The organism is Nonomuraea sp. NPDC048916 (assembly GCF_040649575.1).
Taxonomy (GTDB): Bacteria; Actinomycetota; Actinomycetes; order Streptosporangiales; family Streptosporangiaceae; genus Nonomuraea.
Genome location: NZ_JBEZFS010000009.1, coordinates 112,732 through 136,361 on the forward strand (window position 1 = coordinate 112,732; position 23,630 = coordinate 136,361).

The following is a 23,630-nucleotide window of genomic DNA, read 5'->3' on the forward strand; positions in this document are numbered from 1 at the left end:
TTACACCTCCTTCCGGGAGTCGTGGGTGACAGGCCGCACTGCAGGCGCGGCCTTCAGGAACGGCAGGTGTCCCGGGTTCTCGCCCAGCACCGTGTTCAGGGCGAAGAGGACACCTGCCGAACCAGTCGCGAAATCCATGGAGAGCCGCAGCAGCTGGTCGCCCGGAAACGCCAGGCCACCGCCGTACGACAACGCGTGCCAGCACAGGCCCTTGACGTGCGCCTCCAGCACCTGGCCGGTGTCCGGCTCCGGCGGCACCCCGGCGAGCGCGGCGATGATGCCTGCGCGGCCGGTGAACAGGCCCGGCTGCACGAAGAAGCCCGAGCGGGCCGCCTTGAGCAGGTCCGCGAGCGCGGCGGCGAGCGCCGGGTCGTCGCGGTGGGTCAGATAGCGGGCGAGCACCAGCGCGATGCCGGCCGAGCCCTCGTCCAGGTAGGGAAGCAGCCGCCAGCCCTGGTTCACCTGGAGCGAGCCGTCCTCGGCCACCCGGCACCTGCGCAGGTCCTGCCGGAGCGCGACGGCCGCCAGGTCGAGCAGCGACGTGTCGCCGGTGTGCTCGTAGGCGTGCAGGAACAACAGGGCGGGCCCGCTGGAGCCGTACATGAGCCCGGCCTTCGGATGGGCGCCGCCGCTGGTCTCGGGCACGTCGCCGGGGCCACCGAGCCGGTCGGCGCAGATGTCGACGGCTCGCAGGGCGGCCTTCGTCATCTCGGGCTCGCCGAGGTGCAGCAGGTTCAGTCCGATCCCGGCCAGCCCGGAGTGGAGCGCCGACTCCAGCCCGTCCCACTTCTCGCGCAGGCAGATGTCCACCAGGTCGAGCGCGTCGTCGCGGTGCCCGAGCCGGTCGAGGACATGGGCGATGCCGTGCAGCCCGTCGTACAGTCCGAGGCCCGATCCCTGGAGCGGGCGCAGTGCCCGCTCGCGCAGCCAGCTCTCGTACTCGGGGAAGCGCCCGGCCCCGCTGACCGCCAGCGCGTACAGGACGCCGGCCGCGCCGTGGGCGAGGTTCAGGCCGCCGCCGGGCCGGAACTGGGCCACGTCGCCGGGGAACAGCCGATCGTCGCGATCGGGTGTCGCGGCGGCCGTGATGGCCCGGCGGAACGCGGCGCGCAGCGGCGGCCAGGGCGAGGAGCCGGGCATCGGAATGTCCTCCGCCTCGGCCCGGTCGCGGCCCATGATGGTGGCCGCGGCCGTCCGCGCCACGTCTCGGGTGCCAGGGAAGGTGTCCGCGACCAGCTCGCCGAGCTGCGCGACCTTCGCGGGGCCCAGCGGCAGCATGATCGTGCACTGCGGCGCGAACAGGCCCAGCCGCAGGCACGCCATCGCGTACCTGTCGACGTCGACCCCCTGCCGGTCGGGTGGCGCCACGAACGCCGGGTGGGCCAGCGCCGCCCGCGCCCCGTCGCCGACCAGGGTGGCGACCTCGTAGTCGATCAGCACCACGCGGCCGCTCCCGGTCAGCAGGATGTTGTCCGGGTGCAGGTCGCCGAAGACGACGCCGCGTGCGTGCAGCGCCTCGATGGCCGCGTCCACCCGCTCCAGCGTGCCGAGTGCCCAGCGAGTGTAGTCGGCCACGTCGTCGGCGGTGCAGGTCGCGCGGGTGAGCGGGTAACGGTGCACCAGGCGCCGCTGCAGCGGGGTGCCGTCGACGAACTCCTGAACGAGGAAGTGGTGCTCGCCGACGGTGAAGTGGTCGCGCAGCTCGGGCGCCGCCTCGAGGCCGGCCAGGCGTTCCAGGATGTCGCGCTCGTGCGCCAGTCGCGTCACCGCGTCCCGGCCGGCGGCGTCGAGGCCGGCGTGCGGCCTGGCCTCCTTCAGCACGACCCGGTCGCCGGTGGGCAGGTGACGGGCGAGGTAGACGCCGCCGCCGTTGGAGAAGTGCAGCACCGTGTCGATCTCGTACGGCAGGCCGCTCATGGTGACCGCGTTGCGGGCGGCCAGGTGCGGCTCCAGGAACTCCGGCAGCGTCGCCCACGGTGGCACCGAGAAGGTGGCGCCGCGCACGTCGGGGACGAGCCGTCCGGCGCCGTCCTCGAGGGCCAGCACCCGCTCGCCGCCGGACAGGCAGTGCCGCTCGGCGAAGCCGCCGTACCTGACGAACAGCGGTCCCTCGCCGTAGCGCAGGTCGCTGAGGATGTAGGGGCCCCGGATGTCGCGCAGCAGCTCGTGCAGCTCCTTCAGGACGAGCTCGAGCTGTGCCTCGTCCCTCGGGTAGATGGTGATCAGCTTGCCGCTGGAGGCGCGCGAGGCGGCCTTGGAGTTGACCATGACCAGGACGGCCGGGCCGCGCAGGAACTTGAACGCGATCGCCCGGGGCACGCAGTAGTCGTAGACGGCCGCTATCGCTTTCTCGGCGTCGTCGAGCCGGGCCGACACGTGAATCTTCCAACCCTGCGCGGGCATCGGCGGCTGCCCGCCGGGCGCGTAATAGCACCAGGTGTCGGTGACCTCAGATGACCAGTTGTCGGGCGCCGGCCTGCGCAGAATGGGAAAGCCGGCCTCGTCGGCCGTACTGTGCTCAAGAGTGTCGTAGAAATGACGATCCGCGAGGCAGTACAGCTCATACTGGTCCATCACGCGCCTTCCCGATGAGGTCTACACGAGAAGACTGGCGGCGCGCGAATATTTCGTCTAGTAACACGGAACAGCATTGTCGCGTGCCGAACTCATCGCCTATATGCGTTTCTCATAAATGGTTTCGTTAAGCAGTCACTATTGATTTATCGGAATGTGGACCGTGAACGAGAAGTGCCCTCCGTGAAACGTCGCGGTCTCCAACCGGCCGCCGAGCACCGCGACCCGTTCGGTCAGGTTGGCCAGCCCCTGCCCGCCGTCCTTCGGCTGGCGCGGCGGCAAGACGCCGTCGTTCCTGATCGACAGGCTGACGACCCGGTCCCGTTCGAGCAGCTGGATCACGCACTCGCGGGCGGCGGCGTGCCGCAGCACGTTGGTCACGCCCTCACGCAGCGTATGGGTGAGCGCCACCGCCACCTCCCGCGGCAGGTCGCGGCACGAGACCCGCACCTGGCAGCGAACCCCCACCGACTCCAGCAGGGCTCGCGCCGAGCTCAGCTCGGTCTCCAGCGAGGAGCGCTGCCCGCCGTGGGCGACGGCCCGCACGTCCGAGGCCAGGGCGCGCAGCAGCGCCAGCGTCTCGTCCACCTCCTGGCCCGCCTTCTCGTCGTGCTCGTGTACGAGACGCCGGATGAGCTGGGTCTTCAGCACCAGGACGGTGAGCCGGTGGCCCACCAGGTCGTGCAAATCCCTGGTGAAGCGGCGGCGTTCGAGCGCCACCGCCCTGTGGATCACATCGCTGCGCGCGGCCGACAGCCAGTGGGCCTGCGCGGCCAGGGTGATCAGGGCGAACTCCACCAGGCCGAGTAGCGGGGCGGTGACCGCCCAGCCGGCGTGGGTCAGCGCCTCGGAGTGGGTCGCGAGGAGCACCGGCCCGCAGGCCATCGCCAGGGCCGCCGGCACGAAGGACCGGGTCCGGTAGGCGACCAGCAGCAGAGCCCCGGACAGCAGCCCCGACATGGGTATCCAGGCCGGCCCGACGAAAGGCAACGGCAGGTACGTCAGCCACGCCTGGACGGCGACCAGCCACCATCCGACGCCCTTGCGGGCCAGCGTTCCCAGCACGAACCGGGCGTGCACCGCCAGGAGGACGAGCAGGACCGCCGAACCCGCGAATACGTACCCCGAATCCGCCAGCCCCCGGTGCACCGGCACCGTCAGCGCCAGCACCCCGGCCGTCAGGCTGAGCCCGCCCAGCATCAGCGGAGAGAAGGGGACAATGGCCACGGAACGCGATCCGAGCGCGAACCGGTTACCTGTTCCTTTCACCCATCCCCCGATATGAGGTCGTCTCCACCGGACTCGTCGCATCGCGAGAACGGAACGTCCGCCACACTCCTCCAATCGACCCGATCCCTCTGCCCATGTAAAGCGCGTTTCCAACTTTGGACACGGACCCGGGAAACACAATCTGGAACATTCCAGACATATAGTTACGCCTATGGACTACACACGATTGGGCGCCACCGGACTGAAAGTTTCTCGCGTCTGCCTCGGGATGATGAGCTACGGCGATCCGGCCAAGCAGGAATGGGCGCTGCCCGAGGAGCGGGCGAAGCCGATCGTCCGCCGGGCGGTCGAGGCGGGCGTGACCTTCTTCGACACCGCCGACGTCTACAGCGCCGGCCAGAGCGAGGTCGTGACCGGCAACCTGCTGCGCGAGCTCTTCCGCCGGCGTGAGGACTACGTGCTGGCCACGAAGGTCTATTTCCCGATGGGCAGGGGGCTCAACGACCGCGGCCTGTCACGCAAGCACATCCTCGCCGCCATCGACGCCTCCCTGCGCCGCCTCGGCACCGACTACGTGGACCTCTACCAGATCCACCGCTGGGACGACGAGACGCCCATCGAGGAGACCATGGAGGCGCTGCACGACGTGGTCAAGGCGGGCAAGGCCCGCTACCTGGGCGCCTCGTCGATGTGGGCGTGGCAGTTCGCCAAGGCGCAGCACGTCGCCGACGAGCACGGCTGGACGAGGTTCGTGTCCATGCAGCCGCACTACAACCTGCTCTACCGGGAGGAGGAGCGCGAGATGCTCCCGCTCTGCGCCGACCAGGGCGTGGGCGTGATCCCGTGGAGCCCGCTGGCCCGCGGCGTCCTGGCCCGCGCCGGGGCGGCCGAGTCCACCACCCGGGCCGGCTCCGACGCGCGCATCGACTTCCTGTACGACGCCGACAACGACCGGCTGGTCCTGGACCGGGTCGCGCAGCTGGCGCGGGAGCGGAACCTGCCCGCCGCCCAGATCGCGCTGGCCTGGCTGATGGCCCGGCCAGAGGTCACGGCGCCGATCGTGGGCGCCACCCGTGACGGCCACGTCGACGACGCGGTGGCGGCCGTGAACGTGTCGCTCTCGGACAAGGAACTGGCCTTCCTCGCCGAGCCGTACCGGCCGCGCGAGGTCCGCTTCTGACACGTACGGCCCGGGTGAAGTGTCGGTGCCGCCTTCTAAGCTGTGCGCATGGCACGTGCAAACGAGGAGGCGGCGGCGGCGCTCCAGGAATACGCGGAGCTGTTCGCACTGACCGGGGGCGACGCGTTCCGCGTGCGCAGCTACCAGAAGGCCGCCAAGGCGATCGCCGGCTTCCCCGAGGACATCTCGGCGACCGACGTGCGCGCCGTGCCGGGCGTCGGCGAGGCGATCGCGAAGAAGATGGAGGAGTTCCTCCAGCGCGGGAGCTTCCGCCAGCTCGACGACCTGCGCGGGCGGGTGCCCGAGGGGGTGCGGCGGCTGACGCGCGTGCCGACGCTGGGGCCGAAGACCGCGATCATGCTGTTCGACGACTACGGCATCGACTCTCCGGTGGCGCTGGGCGAGGCCATCACGTCCGGGCGGCTCGACGGCGTCAAGGGCCTCGGCCCCAAGACCCTGGCAAACCTGCTCAAGGGCGTCCAGCAGCTGGAGCAGTCGGGCCGCCGGGTGCACATCGGCATCGCGATGTCGCTGGCCGAGCAGGTGATGGCGTCGCTGCGGACCGAGCGCGTCGCCTACGCCGGGTCGCTGCGGCGGATGAAGGACACGATCGGCGACGTCGACATCCTGGCCGTGGCACCCGAGTCGATCATGGAGGAGTTCCGCGCGCAGCCCTACGTCGCGGAGGTCATCGCGGCCGGCGACAAGAAGACGTCGGTGCGCACGACCTCGGGGGTCCAGGTCGACCTGCGCGTGGTGCCCGCTCAGTCGTGGGGCGCCGCGATGCAATACTTCACCGGCTCCAAGGAGCACAACGTCGCGATCCGCGAGATCGCGGTGAAGAAGGGCTGGAAGCTCTCCGAATACGGCCTGTTCGAGGGCGAGCGGGTGATCGCCTCGGAGTCCGAGGAGGAGATCTACGCGGCGCTCGGCATGCAGTACGTCCCGCCGCCGCTGCGCGAGGACGGCGGCGAGGTGCGCGCGGCGCTCCGCGGCGAGCTGCCCGAGCTGGTCCGGCTCGAAGACCTGCGCGGAGACCTGCACACGCACACCGACCTGACCGACGGCATCGCCTCCCTGGAGGACATGGTGGCGGCCGCCTCCGCCCGCGGCTACTCCTACTACGCGGTGACCGACCACGCCCCCGACCTGGCCATGCAGCGCATGACCCTCGACAAGGCGCTGGCGCAGCGTGAGCGCATCGCGAGGCTCCAGGGCTCCTATCCCGGCATGCGCCTGCTGCACGGCACCGAGCTCAACATCGCGCCCGACGGCTCGGTCGACTGGCCGGCCGAGATCCTGCGCGGGTTCGACGTCTGCGTGGCCTCGGTCCACTCCCACTTCGGCATGCCGCGCGAGGAGATGACCCGCCGCTTCATCACGGCCTGCGAAAACCCCTACGTCGACATCATCGGCCACCCCACCACCCGCAAGATCGGCAAGCGTGATCCGGTCGACGCCGACTGGGACGCCGTCTTCCGCGCCGCGGCCCGCACCGGCACGGCGATGGAGATCGACTCCTATCCCGACCGTTCCGATCTGCCGTCCGATCTGGTCCGGCTGGCCAGGCACCACGGGGTCAAGTTCTCCATCGACAGCGACTCCCACGCGATCCCGCACCTGGCCCACCAGCGCTTCGGCGTCGGCGTCGCCCAGCGCGCCTGGCTGACCACCGACGATGTGATCAACACCTGGCCGCTGGAGCGTCTCCAGGCCTTCCTCCGGCCCTGATCGGCCTCTCCGGACCTCGCCGTCCCCGGGGGTGTTCGACGCGCCGCTCCCCCCTGCGCAGACGGGTGTCTCCGTGGGTGCCGCGCCGGGGGTTCTGTGGGTGCCGTGAAAGCGGGGTTCTAGTTGGTGCCGCGCCGGGGGTTCTGTGGGTGCCGTGAAGGTGGGGTTCTGGTTGGTGCCGCGGAGGCGGGTGGGCGTTCCGGCCGACCGCGATTGCCTGGGCTCTGGTGCTTTTGGCCTTCGGCCTTGTTGCGGGCGCGGGGGTAACTGGCACGGTCTTAAGTCGGCCGGAACGCCCACCCGCCTCCGCTTTTACGGCGCCCGGCCGTCCTGTCTCGCCCGCCGCAGAACGGGCTGGGGTCCGTCGCCTTCCTTCTCGCCGATGCTGAAGCATCCGCTTGCGTTTCTTTGTCCTGGTCGCCGTAGCTGAAGCCTTCACTTGCCGGCACAGTGCGGGCCAGGCGCCGTAGCTGTGGCCGGGCGCCGTTGCTGTGGCCTGTCTGTGCGTCGTGGCTGGGTAAGAGTAGGGCGTTGAGCTGGGACGTCATCGCATAGCGGAGCTGTGGGAGTGGGGCCGTGCAGGGTCGCTTCTTGGAAAGGGATCGCCTTGCCGGCCTGCTCCTGGCGACGATGTGGTTCGACTTCTTCCCGCCCGGCACCTGTATGCGCTTTGCCGTTGGCAGGCTTTTCGGCAGCAAGGTGGGCGTTGATGGCGAGGGAGGGGATGATGAGCCGGGCGGACGAGGCGGTGCCGGAGCGGGGGGTGGATCCGACCGAGCGGTTGGATCTGCTGCTTCGTGATCTGCGCAGTGCCCGGTCGGGGCTGTCGTCTCGGGAGGCGGCGCGGCGGCTGGTCCACTTCGGTCCCAATGAGCTTCGTCGCCGTGGTGGCCGGCGGTGGCCGCGGGAGTTGGCGCGGCAGTTCACCCATCCGCTGGCGTTGCTGCTGTGGGTGGCGGCGATCCTGGCCTGGGCGGCGGGGATCATCGCTGTGGCTGTGGCGATCGTGGTGGTGGTCGTGATCAATGCGGCGTTCGCGTTCGCCCAGGAAGTGCAGGCTGAGCGGGCGGTCGAGGCGCTGGCCGCGTATCTGCCGGTGCAGGCGAAGGTTCTGCGTGACGGACGGCCGCAGATGGTGCCGGCCGTCGAGCTCGTCCCCGGTGACGTGCTGGTGATCGAGGAGGGGGACCGTATCTCCGCTGACGCCCGGTTGATCGAGGGCGGCATCGAACTGGATCTGTCGATGCTGACCGGCGAGGCGATGCCGGTGTTTCGTTCCGCGGAGCTGGTTGACGCCAAGGTGCCCATGCTGAGGGCCCGTGACCTGGTGTTCTCCGGGACGATGTGCAGCGAGGGTGAGGCCCGGGCGGTGGTGTTCGCCACCGGGATGCGTACCGAGCTGGGGCGGATCGCGGCGCTGTCGGAGCGCGTCGAGCGGGAGGAAAGCCCGCTGGAGAGCCAGGTCCGCAAGGTGGCGTGGCTGATCGCGGCGATCGCGGTGCTGTTCGGGGTGGCGTTCATTCCGTTGGCGACCTTCGGTGCGCACCTTCCGCTGGGCGACGCGGTCGTGTTCGCCGTGGGCCTGCTGGTGGGCAACGTGCCCGAGGGCCTGCTGCCGGTGATCACGCTGGCGCTGGCGCTGGGTGTACGCGGCCTGGTACGGCAGGGGGCCGTGGTCAAGCGGCTGAGCGCGGTGGAGACACTCGGCTCGACGAGCGTGATCTGCACCGACAAGACCGGCACGCTCACCGAGAACCGGATGCGCGTCACCACGATCTGGACCGCGGCCGGCGCGTACGACCTCGGTGGCGGGGCCGGGCACGGCCGGCTCGGCGATGCGGCGCTGCGCGAACTGGTCGTTGTCATGGTGGCCTGCAACAACGCCCAGCGCGACGCCGCCGGCACCTTGACGGGCGACCCCACCGAGGTGGCGATGCTGCAGGCCGCAGACCAACTGAGGGCAGAGGCGGCCGGACGGCCCGCCACGCGGCTGCGCCTGTTCCACTTCGACCCGGTGCTGAAGCGGATGTCGACCGTCGACCGGCGTGACGGCGGCACGTGGGTGGACACCAAGGGAGCTCCCGAGGCGGTCCTGCCGCACTGCACCGCGACCATGGAAAGCGGTGGCGAGATCCGGCCTCTCACCCCTTCGCGGCTCCGCGACATCGAGCAGGCAGTCGACGACTACGCCCGCCAAGGGCTGCGGGTGCTCGCAGTCACGACACGCCGCCTCGATGCGGGGCAGCCGGTGCCACAACGGCGCGAGGACGCCGAATGCGAGCTGACTTTCCTCGGGCTGGTCGCCATGCACGATCCACCTCGCCCCGAGGTCGCCGACGCGGTCGCGCACTGCCACGCCGCCGGCATCCGCATCATCGTGGTCACCGGTGACCACGCCCTGACCGCTGCGGCGATCGCCAGGCAGGTCGGCATCGGCGGCGACGATCCCACCGTCGTCACCGGGGAGCAGCTCGACAGGATGAGCGAGGACGATCTCGACGCGCTGCTGCGTGAGCACCGTCACCTGATCTTCGCCCGTAGCTCGCCCGAAGCCAAGCTGCGGATCGCCGACGCTCTGCGGGCCGAGGGGCACGTGGTGGCGATGACCGGCGACGGGGTCAACGACGCACCCGCGCTGCGTCGTGCCGACATCGGGGTGGCGATGGGCCGCTCCGGCACCGACGTCGCCCGCGAAGCCTCCACGATGGTGCTGACCGACGACAACTTCGCCACCATCGTCGCCGCGGTCAGATCAGGCCGGCAGGTCTACGACAACATCCGCAAGTTCATCTGCTACATCTTCGCCCACACCACTCCGGAGGTCACCCCGTTCCTGGTGTTCGCCCTGGCCGGCGGTGCCGTGCCGCTCCCGCTCACGGTGCTGCAACTGCTGGCCTTCGACGTCGGCACCGAGACCCTGCCCGCGCTGGCCCTCGGCCGCGAACCCGCCGAGCCCGGCATCATGCGACGCCCACCCCGCAGCCGTTCCGAAAGCGTCATCCGCCCCTCGATGCTGCTGCGTGCCTGGTTGTTCCTCGGCGTGATCTGTGCCGTCCTGTCCATGGCGGGGTTCTTCTACGTGCTGCTCAGGGCCGGCTGGCATCCGGGCGATGCCACCGGTTCTGGCACCCCGCTCCATCACGCCTACCAGCAGGCGACCACGATGACCTTCCTCGGCATGATCACCGGTCAGATCGGCACGGCCTTCGCCGCCCGCACCGAACGCGCCTCCCTGCGTTCGGTCGGCATCACCTCCAACCCCCTGCTGCTGTGGGGCATCGTCTTCGAGCTGGTCCTGGCCGCCATCCTCATCTACACCCCTCCCTTCCAGGCCCTGCTGGGCACCGCGGCCCTGACACCGGACATGCTCGCCTTCGTCGTCCCCTTCCCCCTGATCGTCTGGGGCGCCGACGAGACTCGCCGCTGGCTGCTCCGGCGACGCGAGAAACAGCCTGATGCCACCCCATCCTGATCAGCCGGGCGAAGAAGACCGGTTCAGTCGATGATCGCCGTTGCTTCGACCTCAACCAGATGGTCGGGTGCGGCCAGTGCCGCAACGCCCAGCAGCGTGCCCGGCGGTACCGGGGTGACCCCCAGCTTCGCGGCCGCCCGAGTGACGCCCTCCAAGAACAGGGGCATCTTGTCGGGGGTCCAGTCGACGACGTAGACGGTCAGTTTGGCCACGTCGTCGAAGGAACCACCGACCTCGGCCAGGGCGGTGCCGATGTTGAGGTAGCACTGCTCGACCTGAGCGGCGAGGTCACCTTCGCCGACCGTGACCCCATCGGCATCCCAGGCGACCTGCCCGGCGATGAAGATCAACTTCGACCCGGTCGCGATCGACACCTGCCGGTAGACATCGATTTCCGGCAATCCGCTGGGATTCACCAGGGTGATGGCCATGCTGCCTGCCTCCTTGTCATGAGAGCCCGTGGGCTCGCTTCCACCGAACTTTCGGTCTCTTGTGGTTACTCAGGAACTGTAGGAGAGTGTGGGCTGACATGGAAGAACGCACTTTTCAGTGACTGGGGAACCTCATGGTGACCAAGCAGTTCAAGGGTTCGCCCCAGGACGCGGACCTGGCGCGCGCGGACTCTCTGGCGCGGGAGATCTTTTCGGACGTCGCCAACAAGTGGGCGTTCCTGATCATCGAGTTTCTCGGTGAAGGCACCCTGCGCTTCAGCGAGTTGCGGAACGAGATCGAGGGCATCAGCCACAAGATGCTCACCCAGAACCTGCGCATGCTGGAGCGCAACGGCCTGGTCGAGCGGAGGGTGCACCCCACTGTGCCGCCGCGGGTCGAGTACACCCTCACCGAGCCGGGCCAGGCCCTACGAGCGACGGTCGATGGAATGTGCGGCTGGACCCGCCGGTACCTCGGGGACATCGAGGCCTCCCGCCGCCGCTTCGACGCCTGACGGGCTATGGCGTGCCCAGATAGGTGTCGAGCGCGGCCGCGCCCGCCAGCATCGCCAGGCCCCGCGCGGTCAGCCGGTCGCGCCACTCCCGCAGCGTCGCCTGCAGCGGCTCCCTGATCGCCGACGACCTGCGCGCGCTGCTCACCGCGCATGCCCCCCACCTGACGGCCGCCACCTCCCCCGACGACTGGTGGCGCGCCGACCTGCACGCCCGCACCGCCGCCGGGCTCCTGCGCTATCACGCCGGCATGGCCGACACCGCACCCACCCGCGTCGGCACGCTCATGTGCCTGCGCGATGCGATGATGTCCGACAACCTCGACGCCATCGTCCGCCGCGAGGCCCGTCGCGGTCCCACCCTCGCCTTCGCCCACAACCGGCACCTGCAGCGCGACAAGAGTCACTTGCAGTTCGCCGGCCTGCCGCTCCAGTGGTGGAGCGCGGGCGCCGCCATCGGCACCCGCCTGGGCGACCAGTACGCCTTCGCCGCCACCACCTTTGGCGCCCGCGGCTCCGACGTCCCCCATTCCGACACCCTCGAAGGGCTCCTGTCGACCCTCCCCCACGCCCGCGCCGTCATCGATCCCGGCCGCCTCGCCGCGGTCCTCGATCGGAGGCTGACGCCCCGCGTCCCGGCCGACCACACGTACTTCGCCCTCGACCCGGCCACCACCGACCAGATCGACGCCATCGTCTTCGTCAAGGAAATCTGAGCCACCCACGGTTGCGACGTGGGCAGCGGGAAGCCGCGCGGCCCCGGTCGAACTGATCACCGAGCCCGGCAAGGGTTACCGATCACCCCTAGATACTTGAACGATAGTTAAGTACTCTCTTAAGAGTTAAGTAGATGAGTAGGGGGAAACATGACGGATCATGATGACTTGTCAGCGGATGCCGCTCTTCGTGAAGTGGACCGCGCGCAGGAATCGGTGCGGAAGTCCAGCCGGCGGGGCGCGCGCTTCTTCCTGGCGATGTGGCTCGGGAGCACCGGCTACTGGCTGGCCACGCTGCTCGGCCCCGAAACGGTCAAGAACTACGCCGGTTTGGCGATCGGCGCCCTTGTCGTGGCCGGCGGCGTCTACATCGTCCGCCAGCGGGTCTACGACCGGCTGCTGTACCGGCTCGCGTTCTCCGTCACATGGGCGTTCATGGGGACGACGGTGGTCGCGGCGGTCTACAACATGTTCCTGCACCCAAGGGACCCGGGGCCGCTGTGGGGAGTGGCCGGTGTGCTGGTCGCACTGATCGCGAGCGCACCCCTGCTGTATGGCGCGGTGCGCATGTTCCGCTCCACAGGTGACCGGTGAGTCATCCCCGGCACGCGCTCGACGAGATCATCCACGCTCCGGTGCGGCTGTCCATCATGGCGATGCTCGCGGCGGCGGAAACGGTCGAGTTCCGCTTCCTGAGGGACACGATCGAGGTCAGCGACTCGCTGCTGTCCAAGCACATCCACACGCTGGAGAAGGCGGGCTACGTGCGGGTGGAGAAGGGCTTCGTCGGCAAACGCCCCCGGACCTGGCTGGCGCTGACCGACCAAGGGCGCAGCGCCTTCCAGGACTACACGTCCATCCTTCGGCAGATCACGGAGGGACCCCCTCGCCCTTGAGACGCAGGGCCGGCGGATTTCTCGGCGCCAAGGAAGCGCCCAAGGCCCCACTGCCGCTTTCGCGCTTGCTCTAGAGTGCCTGTGTCGCAACCTGATGATCATGGTGATCGCGCCCTTACGGTTGCCTCTGGCTGTTGCCTGAAAGTGGAGTGTGCCGGCGTTCAGACGGACGTGTACTGCGCGGCGTACTCCTCGGACGGGGTGATCGGCGTGATGACGTCGATCAGCACGCCGTTGGGGTCCGGCACGATGAAGTGCCGCTGGCCGAACTCCTCGTCGCGCAGCGGCAACTCCGGGGCCAGCCCCTCGCCGACGACCAGGCGCTCCCACTCGGCGTCGACGTCGGCCACCTCGACGTTGAGCAACAGTCCCGCGACCGGTCGCCGGTAGGCCTGTGGCAACGTCGGATGAGTGTGGTCGAGCAGCGCCAGCTCGTAGGAGCCACGGCGCAGGCTCACATACCAGTCGGCCTCGAACGTCACCTCGAAGCCGAGCAGTCGCACGTAGAAGTCCTTCGACTCGGCCATCTGGGCCGTGCAGATCACCGGATAGAAGCTGCTCAGGTCCATGGCTCTCCCTTTCGCATACCGTCGGTATGTGAGGGTACGCTAGTTCGCGTACCATCGGTATGTCAAAGTGGGGACACGGTGACCAGGGCGGAGCAGAGGGAACACACCAGACGGACGCTGGTCGCCGAGAGCAGGCGCCTGTTCGCGGCCAAGGGCTACACCGCGGTGGGTCTGGCGGAGATCGTGCGCGAGTCCGGGGTGACCAAGGGGGCGCTCTACCACCATTTCGAGGGCAAGTCCGACCTCTTCCGCGCCGTCCTCGAGGAGGTGCAACAGGAGGTGGCCGCCCGGGTGGTCGCGGCGGCCGAGGCGGCGGGAGATCCGTGGCTCCAATTCAAGGCTGGGTGCGCGGCCTTCGTGACCGCGGGGGCCGATCCGGAGATCCAGCGGATCATGTTGATCGACGGGCCCGCGGTGCTGGGCTGGAACGAGTGGCGGGCGATGGATGAGCACGCCTCGGCCAAGCACCTGGCCGAAGCGCTCACCCACCTCGTCGAGAACGGGACGATCCCCGACCAGCCGATCGCGCCGCTGACCCGCCTGCTGTCGGGAGCGATGAACGAAGCGGCCCTGTGGCTGGCGCAGACCGCCGCCCCCGGCGACGTGACCGCCACATTGGCGGCGCTGTCGCACCTGCTGGAGTCACTGCGGACGGCATGACGGCCGGCGCGGGGTGTCGGACGACCCCAGCCGTCGAGCATGCACACCGTTAGGCCCTCCGCTCGGGTCGCCGCGAGCCCGGCTTGCTGCACCAGCGCGGCGAGTTCGGTATTCGGTGCGTTCGCGCCTGCCCTGCTGTAGTGGCGTCAGCGCACGCGTGAACGCCGGTTCAATCAAACCAGTTTGATGTACCATGCGGGCATGGGGCTGTCCGGTCAAGCCGTCCCGCCGCCGTTCATCCGGTTGGCGGCCCATGAGGTGCGTTGGCGGCTGCTGAGCGAACTGGCGCGCAGCGATCTGCGCGTGCGGGAACTCGTCACCCTGATCGACCAGCCACAGAACCTGATCTCCTACCATCTGCGGCTGCTGCGCTCCGGCGGGCTGGTCCGGGCCCGCCGCAGCAGCTTCGACGGCCGCGACAGCTACTACCACCTGGACCTGGAGCGCTGTGCGCACGCGCTGGCCGCCGCCGGCGGCGCCCTGCATCCCGCGCTGCGTCTGCTCCCCGCCGAGCCGGCGAACGCGGCCGAAACAACCGCGACCGAAACCTTGGCGGCACCCTCTGTGCTGTTCATGTGCACCGGTAACAGCGCCCGTTCACCCATCGCCGAGGCCCTGCTGCGCCACCGCATCGGCGGCCGCGCCGAGGTGACCAGCGCCGGCAGCCACCCCAAGGCGCGCCTGCACCCCGACGCCGTGCGTGTGCTGCGCCAGCAGTACCGCATCGACATCGCCGACCAGCGCCCGCGCCATCTGGGCACGATGACCGGCCGCCGCTTCGACTACGTGATCAGCCTGTGCGACAAGGTCCGCGAGGTCTGCCCCGACTTCGACGACCACCCGCAACGCCTGCACTGGAGCATCCCCGACCCAGCCGCCACCAGCGGCGACGACACCGCCCGGGACAACTACCCCGCCTTCGACCGTACCGCCGCGGAGATCGACACCCGCATCCGGTACCTGCAGCCCATCCTTTTCCCCACCTCGCGCCGAGAGGTCCAGCCATGACAGCAGCCGACCAGGTCGCCAGCGTCCGCTACATCGTCGACGACGTCCAAGCAGCCATCGACTTCTACACCACTCACCTCGGATTCACCCTGAACATCAGCGCTGCGCCCGCTTTCGCCGACGTAGTACGCGGGCCACTGCGCTTGTTGCTGTCCGGACCCACCAGTTCCGGCGCCCGCGCCACCCCCGAGCAGGCCGCCGGCGCGGGCCGCAACCGCATCCACCTGGTCGTCGACGACCTGGACACCGAGATCGCCCGGCTGCGCGACGCAGGCCTGCCGTTCCACAGCGACGTGGTCACCGGCCCCGGCGGACGCCAAATCCTGCTCGCCGACCCCGCCGGCAACCTGATCGAACTGTTTCAGCCCGCCACCACATCCTGAGCAACGCCTCTACGCGGGGGCCCCGCATCCCGCCGCCATGTACCCCATGGGTGAGCCGCTCGGCCACCGAGCGACAACAACGTCCCGTTTGACCTGCGGGTGTAGGCGCGCTCGCGCCCTGGCGGGCACTCCCGCACGGGACTTCACCCCCGGCGTGAACGCCGGAGCACTGGCCCGCATCTCGGTAGAAACGGCGAACTTCAGCAGGGGGGCTGAGGCAAGCATTACCCATGTCATCGCGTCAGAGCACCGGCAACCGGGCAGGCATCCGGCGTGATGCCGTCCAGCCGGACCGCGTCGGACTGGCCGGGAGACGGGGGCTCAAAGTGACGGACGAAGCAAGGACCGACCGCGAAACACCGATCGTGCGCCGCCGCGAGATGCTCGGTTTTCCCGTCGCCTTGGCCTGTGGCTCGGCGGTGCTGACCGGATGCGGCACCACACAACAAGCCAGCAGCGCCGCGAAGCCCACGCCTGCCCCCAGCCAGGAAGAGGCCCCCGAGGTGCCGGTCACGCCACCGGAAGACCTCATGCGCGAGCACGGGGTCCTCAAACGCATCCTGTTGATCTATCGGGAGGGCATCCGGCGGATCAACGCCGGCGAGCAGGTGCCCGCGCAGCCCCTGCACGCCGGGGCCGGCATCATCCGCACCTTCATCGAGGAGTACCACGAGCAGCTCGAAGAACGATACGTCTTCCCGCGGCTGGTCAAGGCCGGCAAGCTGACCGACACTGTCTCGGTGCTGGTCCAGCAGCACCAGCGCGGACGTGTCCTGACTGGCCGCATCCTGGACGCCACCGCCCAACCCACTCCCCAGCAGGCCCGTCGCGGCCTGGTCGCCGACCTGGCCGCCTTCATCGGCATGTATGAGCCACACGAGGCCCGCGAGGACACCGTGGTCTTCCCCGCCATGCGGGACGTCATCCCGCCCAAGGAATTCACCGAGATGGCCGAGACCTTCGAAGACGAGGAGCACCGCCGTTTCGGCGCGGCCGGCTTCACCGGCATCGTCGGGCAGGTGGCCGACATCGAAAAGACGCTGGGCATCTACGACCTGAACCAGTTCACACCCCGCGTTTGACGATCTTCCAGGCCCCGAACCTGCCGGGATGGCTCTCGGCCGCCGGGAGCGTGCACCCCGTGCCCGCGCGGCCATCGCGCGTAGTCGTCGGGGATCATGTTGCTGGACGTCGATGTATCCGGTCATGTGGGTTCCCGCCTCTCTTCCTGTCGATGCTGTCGATGCTGCGCGTCGGGGTGTCGCAGCAGCCGGTCGGCTTGGTGGAGGACGGCCGTCAGGTACTGGCGTGTGGCGTCGGGGTCGGCTGTTGCGTCCGGGTCGATGAGCATGCGGTACATCGCCGCGCCGACGACCATGTCGATCACGATGTCGAGGTCGGCGTCCTCAGCCAGGAGCCCGTCGTGGCGGGCGCGTTCGAGCGCGGTGTGGATCAGGCGGCGGCGGGGCTGGATGTACTGCTCACGGTAGGTGTCCAGCAGCGACGGCTGGGTGATGCTGGAGCCGATGAGCTGGGCGAGGATCGCGCGGAAACGGGCGTCGCCGAACGTGCGTACCCAGGAGTCCATGAGCCGTTCGTCGGCCGGCTGCGCCGCGGCGTCCACCGTGGCCCAGATGTCCGCCTCGGGGACGAGGGTGCGGGCTCGTTCGATCGCCTGGGTGAGTAGTTCCTCCTTCGAGGACCAGCGCCGGTAGACGGTCACCTTGGCCACGCCGGCGCGTTTGGCGATCTGCTCGAAGTTCGCGCCTTCCAGGCCGCGCTCCATGAACAGCTCCAGCGCCGCCCTCATGATCGCCTCATCCGCCTCAGGGTCGCGCGGCCTGCCCCGGGTACGCCGCGTAGAGGTCATCGGAACTCCACCGTTCCCAAGCCCGTCCCGGAGGCGGGTGCGACGAAGCGGGGAGTGTGCCCGGGTCGCAGCCGCCCATCAGGGGTGAGCACGGTCCGCATGTGCCGGCGCAGCTCCCGCATCCCCGCCTCGCCGGGCGCCCCGTTGGTGAACGCGGAATTGACCAGGTCGAACTGGTAGCGGGTGTTGTCGTGGGCGAACAGCGGCACGACCCTGGGATCCGAGGCCAGCAACCGCTGGATGCGCCGGGCGGCCTCGATCTGGTGGATGGTGTCGGTGCCGCCGATGGTCATCTGCCGGACCTGGCCTGTGGCCAGGTGGGGCAGCGTGTAGAGGGTGTCGCCCATGAACAGCACGCTGCCGGCGTCCAGGCGCAGCAGCACGCACATGTGGCCGGGCGAGTGGCCCGGCGTGGGCAGCAGGACGAGGCTGCCGTCGCCGAAGTGGTCCTGGCTGGCGGGGAAGGCGCCGAAGGCGCCGGAGTCGAAGGCGGGGAAGGAGAGGTTGTCCTTGACCAGGTCGAAGGAGTACGGGTAGAGCACCCCGTGCTCCCAGTCGCGCCGATCCAGCACCACCGTCGCCTGGGGCACGTAGCGCAGCCCTCCCGCATGGTCGTCGTGGACATGGGTGAGGAACACGGTGGTGATCTCCTTGGCGTCGTAGCCGAGCCGGGCCAGGTGGACCCGCAGATCCTGCCCAGGGCTCATCCGGTACTCGTCGCGCTCGGTCAGCAGGCGCGAGGTCATGTCGTAGTACCCATCATGATCGTGTGCCTGCTCCCAGTTGACGCCGGTGTCGACCAGCATGAGGCCGTGCCGGGGATGGTCGATGAGGTAGGCGTAGACGGGCACCGCGATCTGCGCCTTGTCGACCAGAGTGCGCACGTAGCCGTTCAGCCCTTCCCAGCCGTCCAGACCGCCGTAGAACTGGCCGTAGGTGACGATGGTGTCGCCGGTGTGGATCGGGAACACTCGCACGGTGCCATCGGCGATCCGCCGGCGCGCGCCCGGGGCGCGCACAGCCGCCTGCCGCTCCTGCTCGCCCCGCGCCAGCACCTCACGGCGCTGCCGTTCCGCCCGGCTACCCGACAGCACGCTCAGCACGCCCAGCACCAGCCCTGCGCCGCCGAGCAGGAAGGCCCGCCTGGTCTGCCGGGCGGCCTGGCCGCTGGCCCTCCGGCGTCCACGCAGCAGGGCGGACGCCGCCCCGGCCAGGCCCACCGCAGCAGCCATAGTGAGCAGCACCGGCAGGTCCGTGACGTAGTAGACGACCGCCAGGTAGAGCCCTAACGTGCCGAGGCCGACCGGAACGCCGGCGAACGCCAGCACCCGGCGCCGCGTGACCCGCCGGCCGAGCACGCCCGGCCACAGCAGCCCGGCCACCAGTCCGATCAGCAGCAGCCCGTAGGTCCCCAGCAGCGGCACGGGGACGTTCTTCAGTCGCAGGACGACCAACCAGACGGTCCCGGCCGCGAGGGCAAGCACGAGTAACCCGATCTTGCCCAGGATCTTCAGCACCTGGCCTCACCTCATTTAGCAAACGCAAACGAATGCGTTTACATAATAGGACCGGAGCACTCGCCCCGCTCCCTCAGGCCCCAAAGAGCTACCGCGCCGGGCGTCGCCTCACGCGGCGATGGCAAAGGAAGTGCTGTATTGCGGGCGATCGCAACCCCGGACCCTCGGTGGCCTGCAGAGCTACCTGTGCCTTTGCTGCCGACCGTCACGAGCGGGCGCGTCGCTGGCCATAGTCGGCCAAGTGCACGGCGGGAATGACAAGCCGGCCACGACTACGGCGCCCGGCCACAGCTACGGCGCCTGGCCCGCACTGTGCCGGCAAGTGAAAGCTTCAGCTACGGCGACCAGGACAAAGAAACGCAAGCGGATGCTTCAGCATCGGCGAGAAGGAAGGCGACGGACCCCAGCCCGTTCTGCGGCGGTCGAGCCAGGACGGTCGGGCGCCGTAAAAGCGGAGGCGGGTGCGTTCCGGCCGACTTAAGACCGTGCCAGTTACCCCCGCGCCCGCAACAAGGCCGAAGGCCAAAAGCACCAGACCCCGGGCAATCGCGGTCGGCCGGAACGCCCACCCGCCTCTGCGGAACCCACGGAAACCACGGAAACCACGGAAACCACGGAACCCGCGGAACCCACGGAACCCACGACACCGACGACACCCAAAAAAGCCACGGCAGCCACGGCACCGACGGCACCCAAAAAAGCCACGGCACCCATTGAAAACCACCAAAGCCGCAGAAGCCACGCGTCGGGTGGTCACCGAACCTGGGAGGCCATCCCATCGAGCAGGTACCCGAGGCCACGGGCGAAGGTGTCGTCCCAGTGGTGGTCAAGACCGTGGGCGGCCAGCGTCGGATAGGTGGCAAGCCGAGCCCGGAGCTGGTCGCGCAGAGCGGCGGCGGTGGCGTCGCGTTCGCGGGCCTGCATCGTGGCCGACCCGGTGACGTAGGTGGACAGGCTGAAGGCGGCCGCGGGCAGGTCGGGCCCGGCGAACCCGGCCTCGGCCAGCGTGGCGTAGAGGAACTCGGTGCGGCTGAGCGCGTTGGGCCCCATCATCGGGCGGTCGAGCAGCCCGGTGGACCACGGGTGGCGCAGCAGGGCGGCCCGCCAGGCGCCGACCAGCTCGCTCACCCGGGCCCGCCCCCCGCCGGGCCCGGCGGGGCCGCCGGGCAGGGGCACCTCGCCGAACACCGCGTCCAGCGCCAGGTCGAGCACGTCGTCCTTGGTCTTGACGTGCCAGTAAAGGGTGGTGGAGCCGGTGTCGAGCCGTTCGGCGAGGCGCCGCATCGTCAGCCGTGCCTCGCCTTCGGCGTCGAGCAGGGTCACGGCCTCGGCGACGATCCGGTCGAGAGTGAGCGTCTGACGCTCCTGCCTTCGCGGTCGCAGCCACACGCTTTCGCCAGCCATGCGCCCGATCCTACGGCCGCGTACCGGATCGACGGTCCGGTACGCGGGCCCGGGGATCAGAAGGTGTGCCGGTCGGGCAGCATGTCGTCGTCGGGGATGGAGGGCACGCTGCGCTGGGTCGCCTGGGTGCCGGTCACTCCGGCCCAGCGCCGCAGGGTCTCGGTCGCCATCTGGCGCTCGGCCTCGGGCAGGCGGGAGATGTTCGCCCCGTGGTTGGCTCCGGGGGCGACGTACAGGTAGGAGTCATCACGGCTGGGCGTGAACTGCTCCGCGCTCCACGGGTCGTTCTCGCCGTAGACGAACATCATCTGGCTCGACTGCTCGCGCACCCAGTGGTCGACGTCCAGCATGGGCCGCGGGTCGTGGCCGGTGCGCAGCGCGGCGGGGATGACGGAGTTGGGCTGGTAGAGCCTGGGGTAGCGGGTGAGGCCGCGCAGGTGCTCGAACTTGAGCTCAGGCCAGCCGAGCTGGGAGGCCGCCTGGTAGTAGTAGGGGACGTAGTAGCTGATGCCCTGGTCGGTGTAGAAGGAGAACCCGGCGACGGCGTCGATCCAGTCGTAGATCTCGTCGTCGGAGGCGGTGGCGGGCGGCACGTCCGCGCAGGCGCTCTCGCTGGAGTACTGCCAGAAGGCCCACACCGAGTCGAGGACGGTCATCTCGAACGACCGGTCGGCGCTGCCGAGCGACTGGGTGAAGGTGTAGCCGTTCTGCGCGGCCTCCGCTTCGAATCTCGGCACGAGCCGGTCGCGCCGCTTGAGCGCCTCCTTCTGGACGTTCTCCAGCGCGGTGCGGCAGGAGGCGTCGCTCACGTTCTCGAAGAACCGGTCGTAGGTGACGTCGGAGGGGTTGACCCGGTCGTTGGGGGCGACGTAGGCCACCACGCCGTCGACGTCGCCGGGGTAGAAGCGGCGGTGGTAGACCGAGGTCATGCCGCCCTTGCTGGCGCCCGTCTGGATCCACTTGCCGGAGTAGACGGTTTTGAGCGCCTGGACGATGCGGTGCTCGTCGCTCGCCTCCTGCCAGATGTCGAGCGTGCTCCAGTCGGCCGGGTCGGGCCGGGAGCTGCGGAAGAACCGGTGCTCGACCGAGACCTGGTTGCCGCTGAGCAGCCGCGTCGGCTCGGTCTGGGAGGCGCCGGGGTTGACGGGCAGGCCGTATCCGCCGGTGTAGAGCACCACGGGGGCGTCGTCGGCGCGGTGCAGCAGGGTGAAGCGCTGCTGGAAGGTTCCCTTGCCGGGGTGGTGGTGGTCCACCGGCTGGGTGAGGGTGAGGACGAAGAAGCGGAAGCCGCTCGGCTGGGTCTCGGAGATCACGGTCAGGCCGGGGATGGCCTTGAGCTTGGCCAGCAGGGCGTCTTCGGTCGCGGCGGCGGACGAGGCGAGCGGCGTGGCGGCCGAGGCGGGCAGGGAGACGGCGCCGGTGGTGAGTAACGCGAGGGTGAGGGCGGCCGTAAGCAGGCGGGGTCGGGTGGGCATGGTTCTCCTGGCGGGTGGTCGGGCTAAGTGATGTTGAAACCAGACGTCCCACTTATACCGATCTGCCGGTTCTGACGCGACCCTCGATCGTTCACCGGTACGTGGGTGTGCTCTGGTCGGGCACCTCCACATCGGGCAGGGGCAGATCGGGAAGGCGCCCCGGGCGCGCGTCGGGGACATCGACCTTCGGCACGGGCAGGTCCGGAGGCCGGACGGGCGGTGGATCCACCGGCACCCTGCACCCCGACACGGCCGCCACCACCACGAGCGCGACCGCGACCACGGCCTTCCTGATCCCGCGCATGATCTGTCTCCTCTCAGCGGATCCCACAACCACCCAGAGCACGCGGAACGCGGTCTGATACGACGGAAATACGCTGCACGAGAACCGGATCGATGGTCTAGTACTAGAACAGTGAGCCATATCGAGGTCAGTGAGCTGACGTACCTGCTGCCCGACGGCCGGCCGCTGCTGGACAGGGTGTCGTTCAGGATCGGCGCCGGCGGCAAGGCGGCGCTGGTCGGGCCGAACGGCGCGGGCAAGACCACCCTGCTGCGGCTGATCGCCGGCGAGCTGGCGCCCGCCTCGGGACGGGTGGCCGTGTCCGGCGGGATCGGCGTGATGCGGCAGTTCCTGGGCCAGGGCACGGTCGCCGACCTGCTGCTGGCCGTCGCGCCGGGCCCGGTCGGGCGGGCCGCCGCCACGCTGGCCCGGGCCGAGGCGGCCATCGGCGTGCGTGACGACGAGCCGGCCCAGCTCGCCTACGCGCAGTCCATCAGCGACTACGCCGACGCCGGCGGCTACGAACTGGAGGTGGTCTGGGACGTGTGCGCCACGCTGGCGCTCGGCCTGCCGTACGAGCAGGTCAGGCACCGGCCGCTCGGCACGCTGTCGGGCGGCGAGCAGAAGCGGCTCATGCTGCACGCGCTGCTGCGCGGGCCCGACCGGGTCCTGCTGCTGGACGAGCCCGACAACTACCTGGACGTGCCGGCCAAGCAGTGGCTGGAGCGCGAGCTGCGGGCCACGGCCAAGACCGTGCTGCTGGTCTCGCACGACCGGCGGCTGCTCGCCGAGACGGCCGACCGGATCGTGACCGTCGAGTCGCGCGGCGTGTGGGTGCACGGCGGCGGCTTCGCCGGCTACGCGCGGGCGCGCCAGGACCGCGCGCGGCGGCTGGAGGAGCTGCGCCGCCGCTGGGACGACGAGCACGCCAGGCTGCGCGACCTGGTGCACGTGCTGCGCCAGCGCGCCACCCGCAACGACGCGCTGGCCACGGCCTACCAGGCGGCGATCACCCGGCTGGACAGGTTCGAGCAGGCCGGCCCGCCCGAGCGCCCCCCACGCCGGCAGAACATCCGGATCCGGCTGCGCGGCGGCCGCACCGGCAAGCGCGCCGTCGTCTGCGAGCGGCTTCGGCTCACGGGCCTGCTGGACGCCTTCGACACCGAGATCTGGTACGGCGAACGGGTCGCGGTGCTCGGGCTCAACGGCACCGGGAAAACGCACTTCCTGCGCCTGCTGGCCGGAGAGCCGATCGAGCACACCGGGCTGGCCCGGCTGGGCGCCCGGGTCTCGGCCGGTCTGTTCGCCCAGACCCATACCCGCCCCGACCTCCACGGCCGCACGGTCGCCGAGATCGTCATGACCGACCACCGGCTGGCCCGCGACGACGCCATGGCCGCCCTGGCCCGCTACGAGCTCGCCCCGGCCGGAGGCCAGCGGTTCGAGACGCTGTCGGGCGGGCAGCAGGCACGGCTGCAGATCCTGCTGCTGGAGCTGTCGGGAGCGACGCTGCTGCTGCTCGACGAGCCCACCGACAACCTCGACCTGGCCAGCGCGGAGGCGCTGCAGCAGGGGCTGGCCGCGTTCGAGGGCACGGTGCTGGCGGTCACCCACGACCGCTGGTTCGCCGCCGACTTCGACCGCTATCTGATCTTCACCGCCGACGGGCGGGTGCTCGAGAGCGCCGAGCCCCGCTGGGACCGATGAGCCGCCACAGCG

The 23,630-nt window shown here is 69.8% G+C and carries 21 protein-coding genes; 12 read left to right on the top strand and 9 right to left on the bottom strand.

Features of this window, described 5'->3' with window-relative positions; translation table 11 throughout:
• Both lanKC and AB0C16_RS11390 read right to left on the bottom strand, forming a co-directional pair.
• On the bottom strand, window positions 1-2,574 hold the full coding sequence (lanKC, locus tag AB0C16_RS11385; protein WP_357681451.1) for a class III lanthionine synthetase LanKC: 2,574 nt from the start codon (window positions 2,572-2,574) through the stop codon (window positions 1-3).
• 138 nt (window positions 2,575-2,712) lie between these two features.
• Entirely contained in the window at window positions 2,713-3,801 is a 1,089-nt protein-coding gene (locus AB0C16_RS11390) for a histidine kinase (protein WP_357681453.1), read from the bottom strand.
• Window positions 3,802-4,015: 214 nt separating this feature from the next.
• Here AB0C16_RS11390 and AB0C16_RS11395 point away from each other — a divergent pair, with 214 nt between their 5' ends.
• From AB0C16_RS11395 to AB0C16_RS11405, 3 genes are all read left to right on the top strand, one after another.
• On the top strand, window positions 4,016-4,984 hold the full coding sequence (locus AB0C16_RS11395; RefSeq protein ID WP_357681455.1) for an aldo/keto reductase: 969 nt from the start codon (window positions 4,016-4,018) through the stop codon (window positions 4,982-4,984).
• Window positions 4,985-5,032: 48 nt separating this feature from the next.
• Complete coding sequence (gene polX, locus AB0C16_RS11400; RefSeq protein ID WP_357681457.1) at window positions 5,033-6,715, top strand: DNA polymerase/3'-5' exonuclease PolX; 1,683 nt, start codon at window positions 5,033-5,035, stop codon at window positions 6,713-6,715.
• 709 nt (window positions 6,716-7,424) lie between these two features.
• Window positions 7,425-10,187, top strand: coding sequence for a cation-transporting P-type ATPase (locus AB0C16_RS11405; RefSeq protein ID WP_357681459.1), 2,763 nt, complete (start codon window positions 7,425-7,427; stop codon window positions 10,185-10,187).
• A 23-nt stretch (window positions 10,188-10,210) separates the two neighbouring features.
• Here the strand turns inward: AB0C16_RS11405 and AB0C16_RS11410 are convergent, their stop codons facing one another.
• Window positions 10,211-10,618, bottom strand: coding sequence for a RidA family protein (locus tag AB0C16_RS11410; protein ID WP_357681461.1), 408 nt, complete (start codon window positions 10,616-10,618; stop codon window positions 10,211-10,213).
• A gap of 134 nt (window positions 10,619-10,752) precedes the next feature.
• Here AB0C16_RS11410 and AB0C16_RS11415 point away from each other — a divergent pair, with 134 nt between their 5' ends.
• The 4 genes from AB0C16_RS11415 to AB0C16_RS11430 all read left to right on the top strand — a co-directional run bounded on the left by AB0C16_RS11415 (window position 10,753) and on the right by AB0C16_RS11430 (window position 12,742).
• The gene (locus AB0C16_RS11415) at window positions 10,753-11,133 is read left to right on the top strand and encodes a helix-turn-helix domain-containing protein (RefSeq protein ID WP_357681463.1); all 381 of its coding nucleotides are present in this window, start codon (window positions 10,753-10,755) and stop codon (window positions 11,131-11,133) included.
• 23 nt (window positions 11,134-11,156) lie between these two features.
• The gene (locus AB0C16_RS11420) at window positions 11,157-11,846 is read left to right on the top strand and encodes an erythromycin esterase family protein (protein WP_357681465.1); all 690 of its coding nucleotides are present in this window, start codon (window positions 11,157-11,159) and stop codon (window positions 11,844-11,846) included.
• Between the two features lie 150 nt (window positions 11,847-11,996).
• Window positions 11,997-12,440, top strand: a complete 444-nt coding sequence (locus tag AB0C16_RS11425) for a hypothetical protein (RefSeq protein WP_357681467.1) — start codon at window positions 11,997-11,999, stop codon at window positions 12,438-12,440.
• Window positions 12,437-12,742 carry a transcriptional regulator gene (locus AB0C16_RS11430; protein ID WP_357681469.1) on the top strand — a complete coding sequence of 102 codons (306 nt, stop codon included), beginning with the start codon at window positions 12,437-12,439 and terminating at the stop codon, window positions 12,740-12,742. The genes AB0C16_RS11425 and AB0C16_RS11430 overlap by 4 nt, the downstream gene beginning before the upstream one ends.
• Window positions 12,743-12,903: 161 nt before the next feature.
• Here AB0C16_RS11430 and AB0C16_RS11435 read toward each other — a convergent pair whose 3' ends face one another.
• Window positions 12,904-13,311: a VOC family protein gene (locus tag AB0C16_RS11435; RefSeq protein ID WP_357681471.1), complete on the bottom strand. Its 408-nt coding sequence runs from the start codon at window positions 13,309-13,311 to the stop codon at window positions 12,904-12,906.
• 78 nt (window positions 13,312-13,389) lie between these two features.
• Here AB0C16_RS11435 and AB0C16_RS11440 point away from each other — a divergent pair, with 78 nt between their 5' ends.
• The 4 genes from AB0C16_RS11440 to AB0C16_RS11455 all read left to right on the top strand — a co-directional run bounded on the left by AB0C16_RS11440 (window position 13,390) and on the right by AB0C16_RS11455 (window position 16,444).
• Entirely contained in the window at window positions 13,390-13,971 is a 582-nt protein-coding gene (locus AB0C16_RS11440) for a TetR/AcrR family transcriptional regulator (protein ID WP_357681473.1), read from the top strand.
• A gap of 201 nt (window positions 13,972-14,172) precedes the next feature.
• On the top strand, window positions 14,173-14,979 hold the full coding sequence (locus tag AB0C16_RS11445; protein ID WP_357681475.1) for an ArsR family transcriptional regulator: 807 nt from the start codon (window positions 14,173-14,175) through the stop codon (window positions 14,977-14,979).
• Window positions 14,976-15,362: a VOC family protein gene (locus AB0C16_RS11450; protein WP_357681477.1), complete on the top strand. Its 387-nt coding sequence runs from the start codon at window positions 14,976-14,978 to the stop codon at window positions 15,360-15,362. Before AB0C16_RS11445 ends, AB0C16_RS11450 begins: the two co-directional genes overlap by 4 nt.
• A 365-nt stretch (window positions 15,363-15,727) precedes the next feature.
• Entirely contained in the window at window positions 15,728-16,444 is a 717-nt protein-coding gene (locus tag AB0C16_RS11455; protein WP_357681479.1) for a hemerythrin domain-containing protein, read from the top strand.
• Window positions 16,445-16,566: 122 nt separating this feature from the next.
• Here AB0C16_RS11455 and AB0C16_RS11460 read toward each other — a convergent pair whose 3' ends face one another.
• From AB0C16_RS11460 to AB0C16_RS11480, 5 genes are all read right to left on the bottom strand, one after another.
• The gene (locus tag AB0C16_RS11460) at window positions 16,567-17,232 is read right to left on the bottom strand and encodes a TetR/AcrR family transcriptional regulator (protein ID WP_357681481.1); all 666 of its coding nucleotides are present in this window, start codon (window positions 17,230-17,232) and stop codon (window positions 16,567-16,569) included.
• The gene (locus tag AB0C16_RS11465) at window positions 17,229-18,749 is read right to left on the bottom strand and encodes an N-acyl homoserine lactonase family protein (RefSeq protein ID WP_357681483.1); all 1,521 of its coding nucleotides are present in this window, start codon (window positions 18,747-18,749) and stop codon (window positions 17,229-17,231) included. Before AB0C16_RS11465 ends, AB0C16_RS11460 begins: the two co-directional genes overlap by 4 nt.
• Before the next feature lie 753 nt (window positions 18,750-19,502).
• Window positions 19,503-20,153: a TetR/AcrR family transcriptional regulator C-terminal domain-containing protein gene (locus AB0C16_RS11470; protein WP_357681485.1), complete on the bottom strand. Its 651-nt coding sequence runs from the start codon at window positions 20,151-20,153 to the stop codon at window positions 19,503-19,505.
• A gap of 56 nt (window positions 20,154-20,209) precedes the next feature.
• The gene (locus AB0C16_RS11475) at window positions 20,210-21,628 is read right to left on the bottom strand and encodes a S28 family serine protease (protein ID WP_357681487.1); all 1,419 of its coding nucleotides are present in this window, start codon (window positions 21,626-21,628) and stop codon (window positions 20,210-20,212) included.
• Window positions 21,629-21,719: 91 nt separating this feature from the next.
• The gene (locus AB0C16_RS11480; RefSeq protein ID WP_357681489.1) at window positions 21,720-21,932 is read right to left on the bottom strand and encodes a hypothetical protein; all 213 of its coding nucleotides are present in this window, start codon (window positions 21,930-21,932) and stop codon (window positions 21,720-21,722) included.
• A 111-nt stretch (window positions 21,933-22,043) separates the two neighbouring features.
• Here AB0C16_RS11480 and AB0C16_RS11485 point away from each other — a divergent pair, with 111 nt between their 5' ends.
• Window positions 22,044-23,618: an ATP-binding cassette domain-containing protein gene (locus tag AB0C16_RS11485; RefSeq protein ID WP_357681491.1), complete on the top strand. Its 1,575-nt coding sequence runs from the start codon at window positions 22,044-22,046 to the stop codon at window positions 23,616-23,618.
• Window positions 23,619-23,630: the final 12 nt, after the last annotated feature.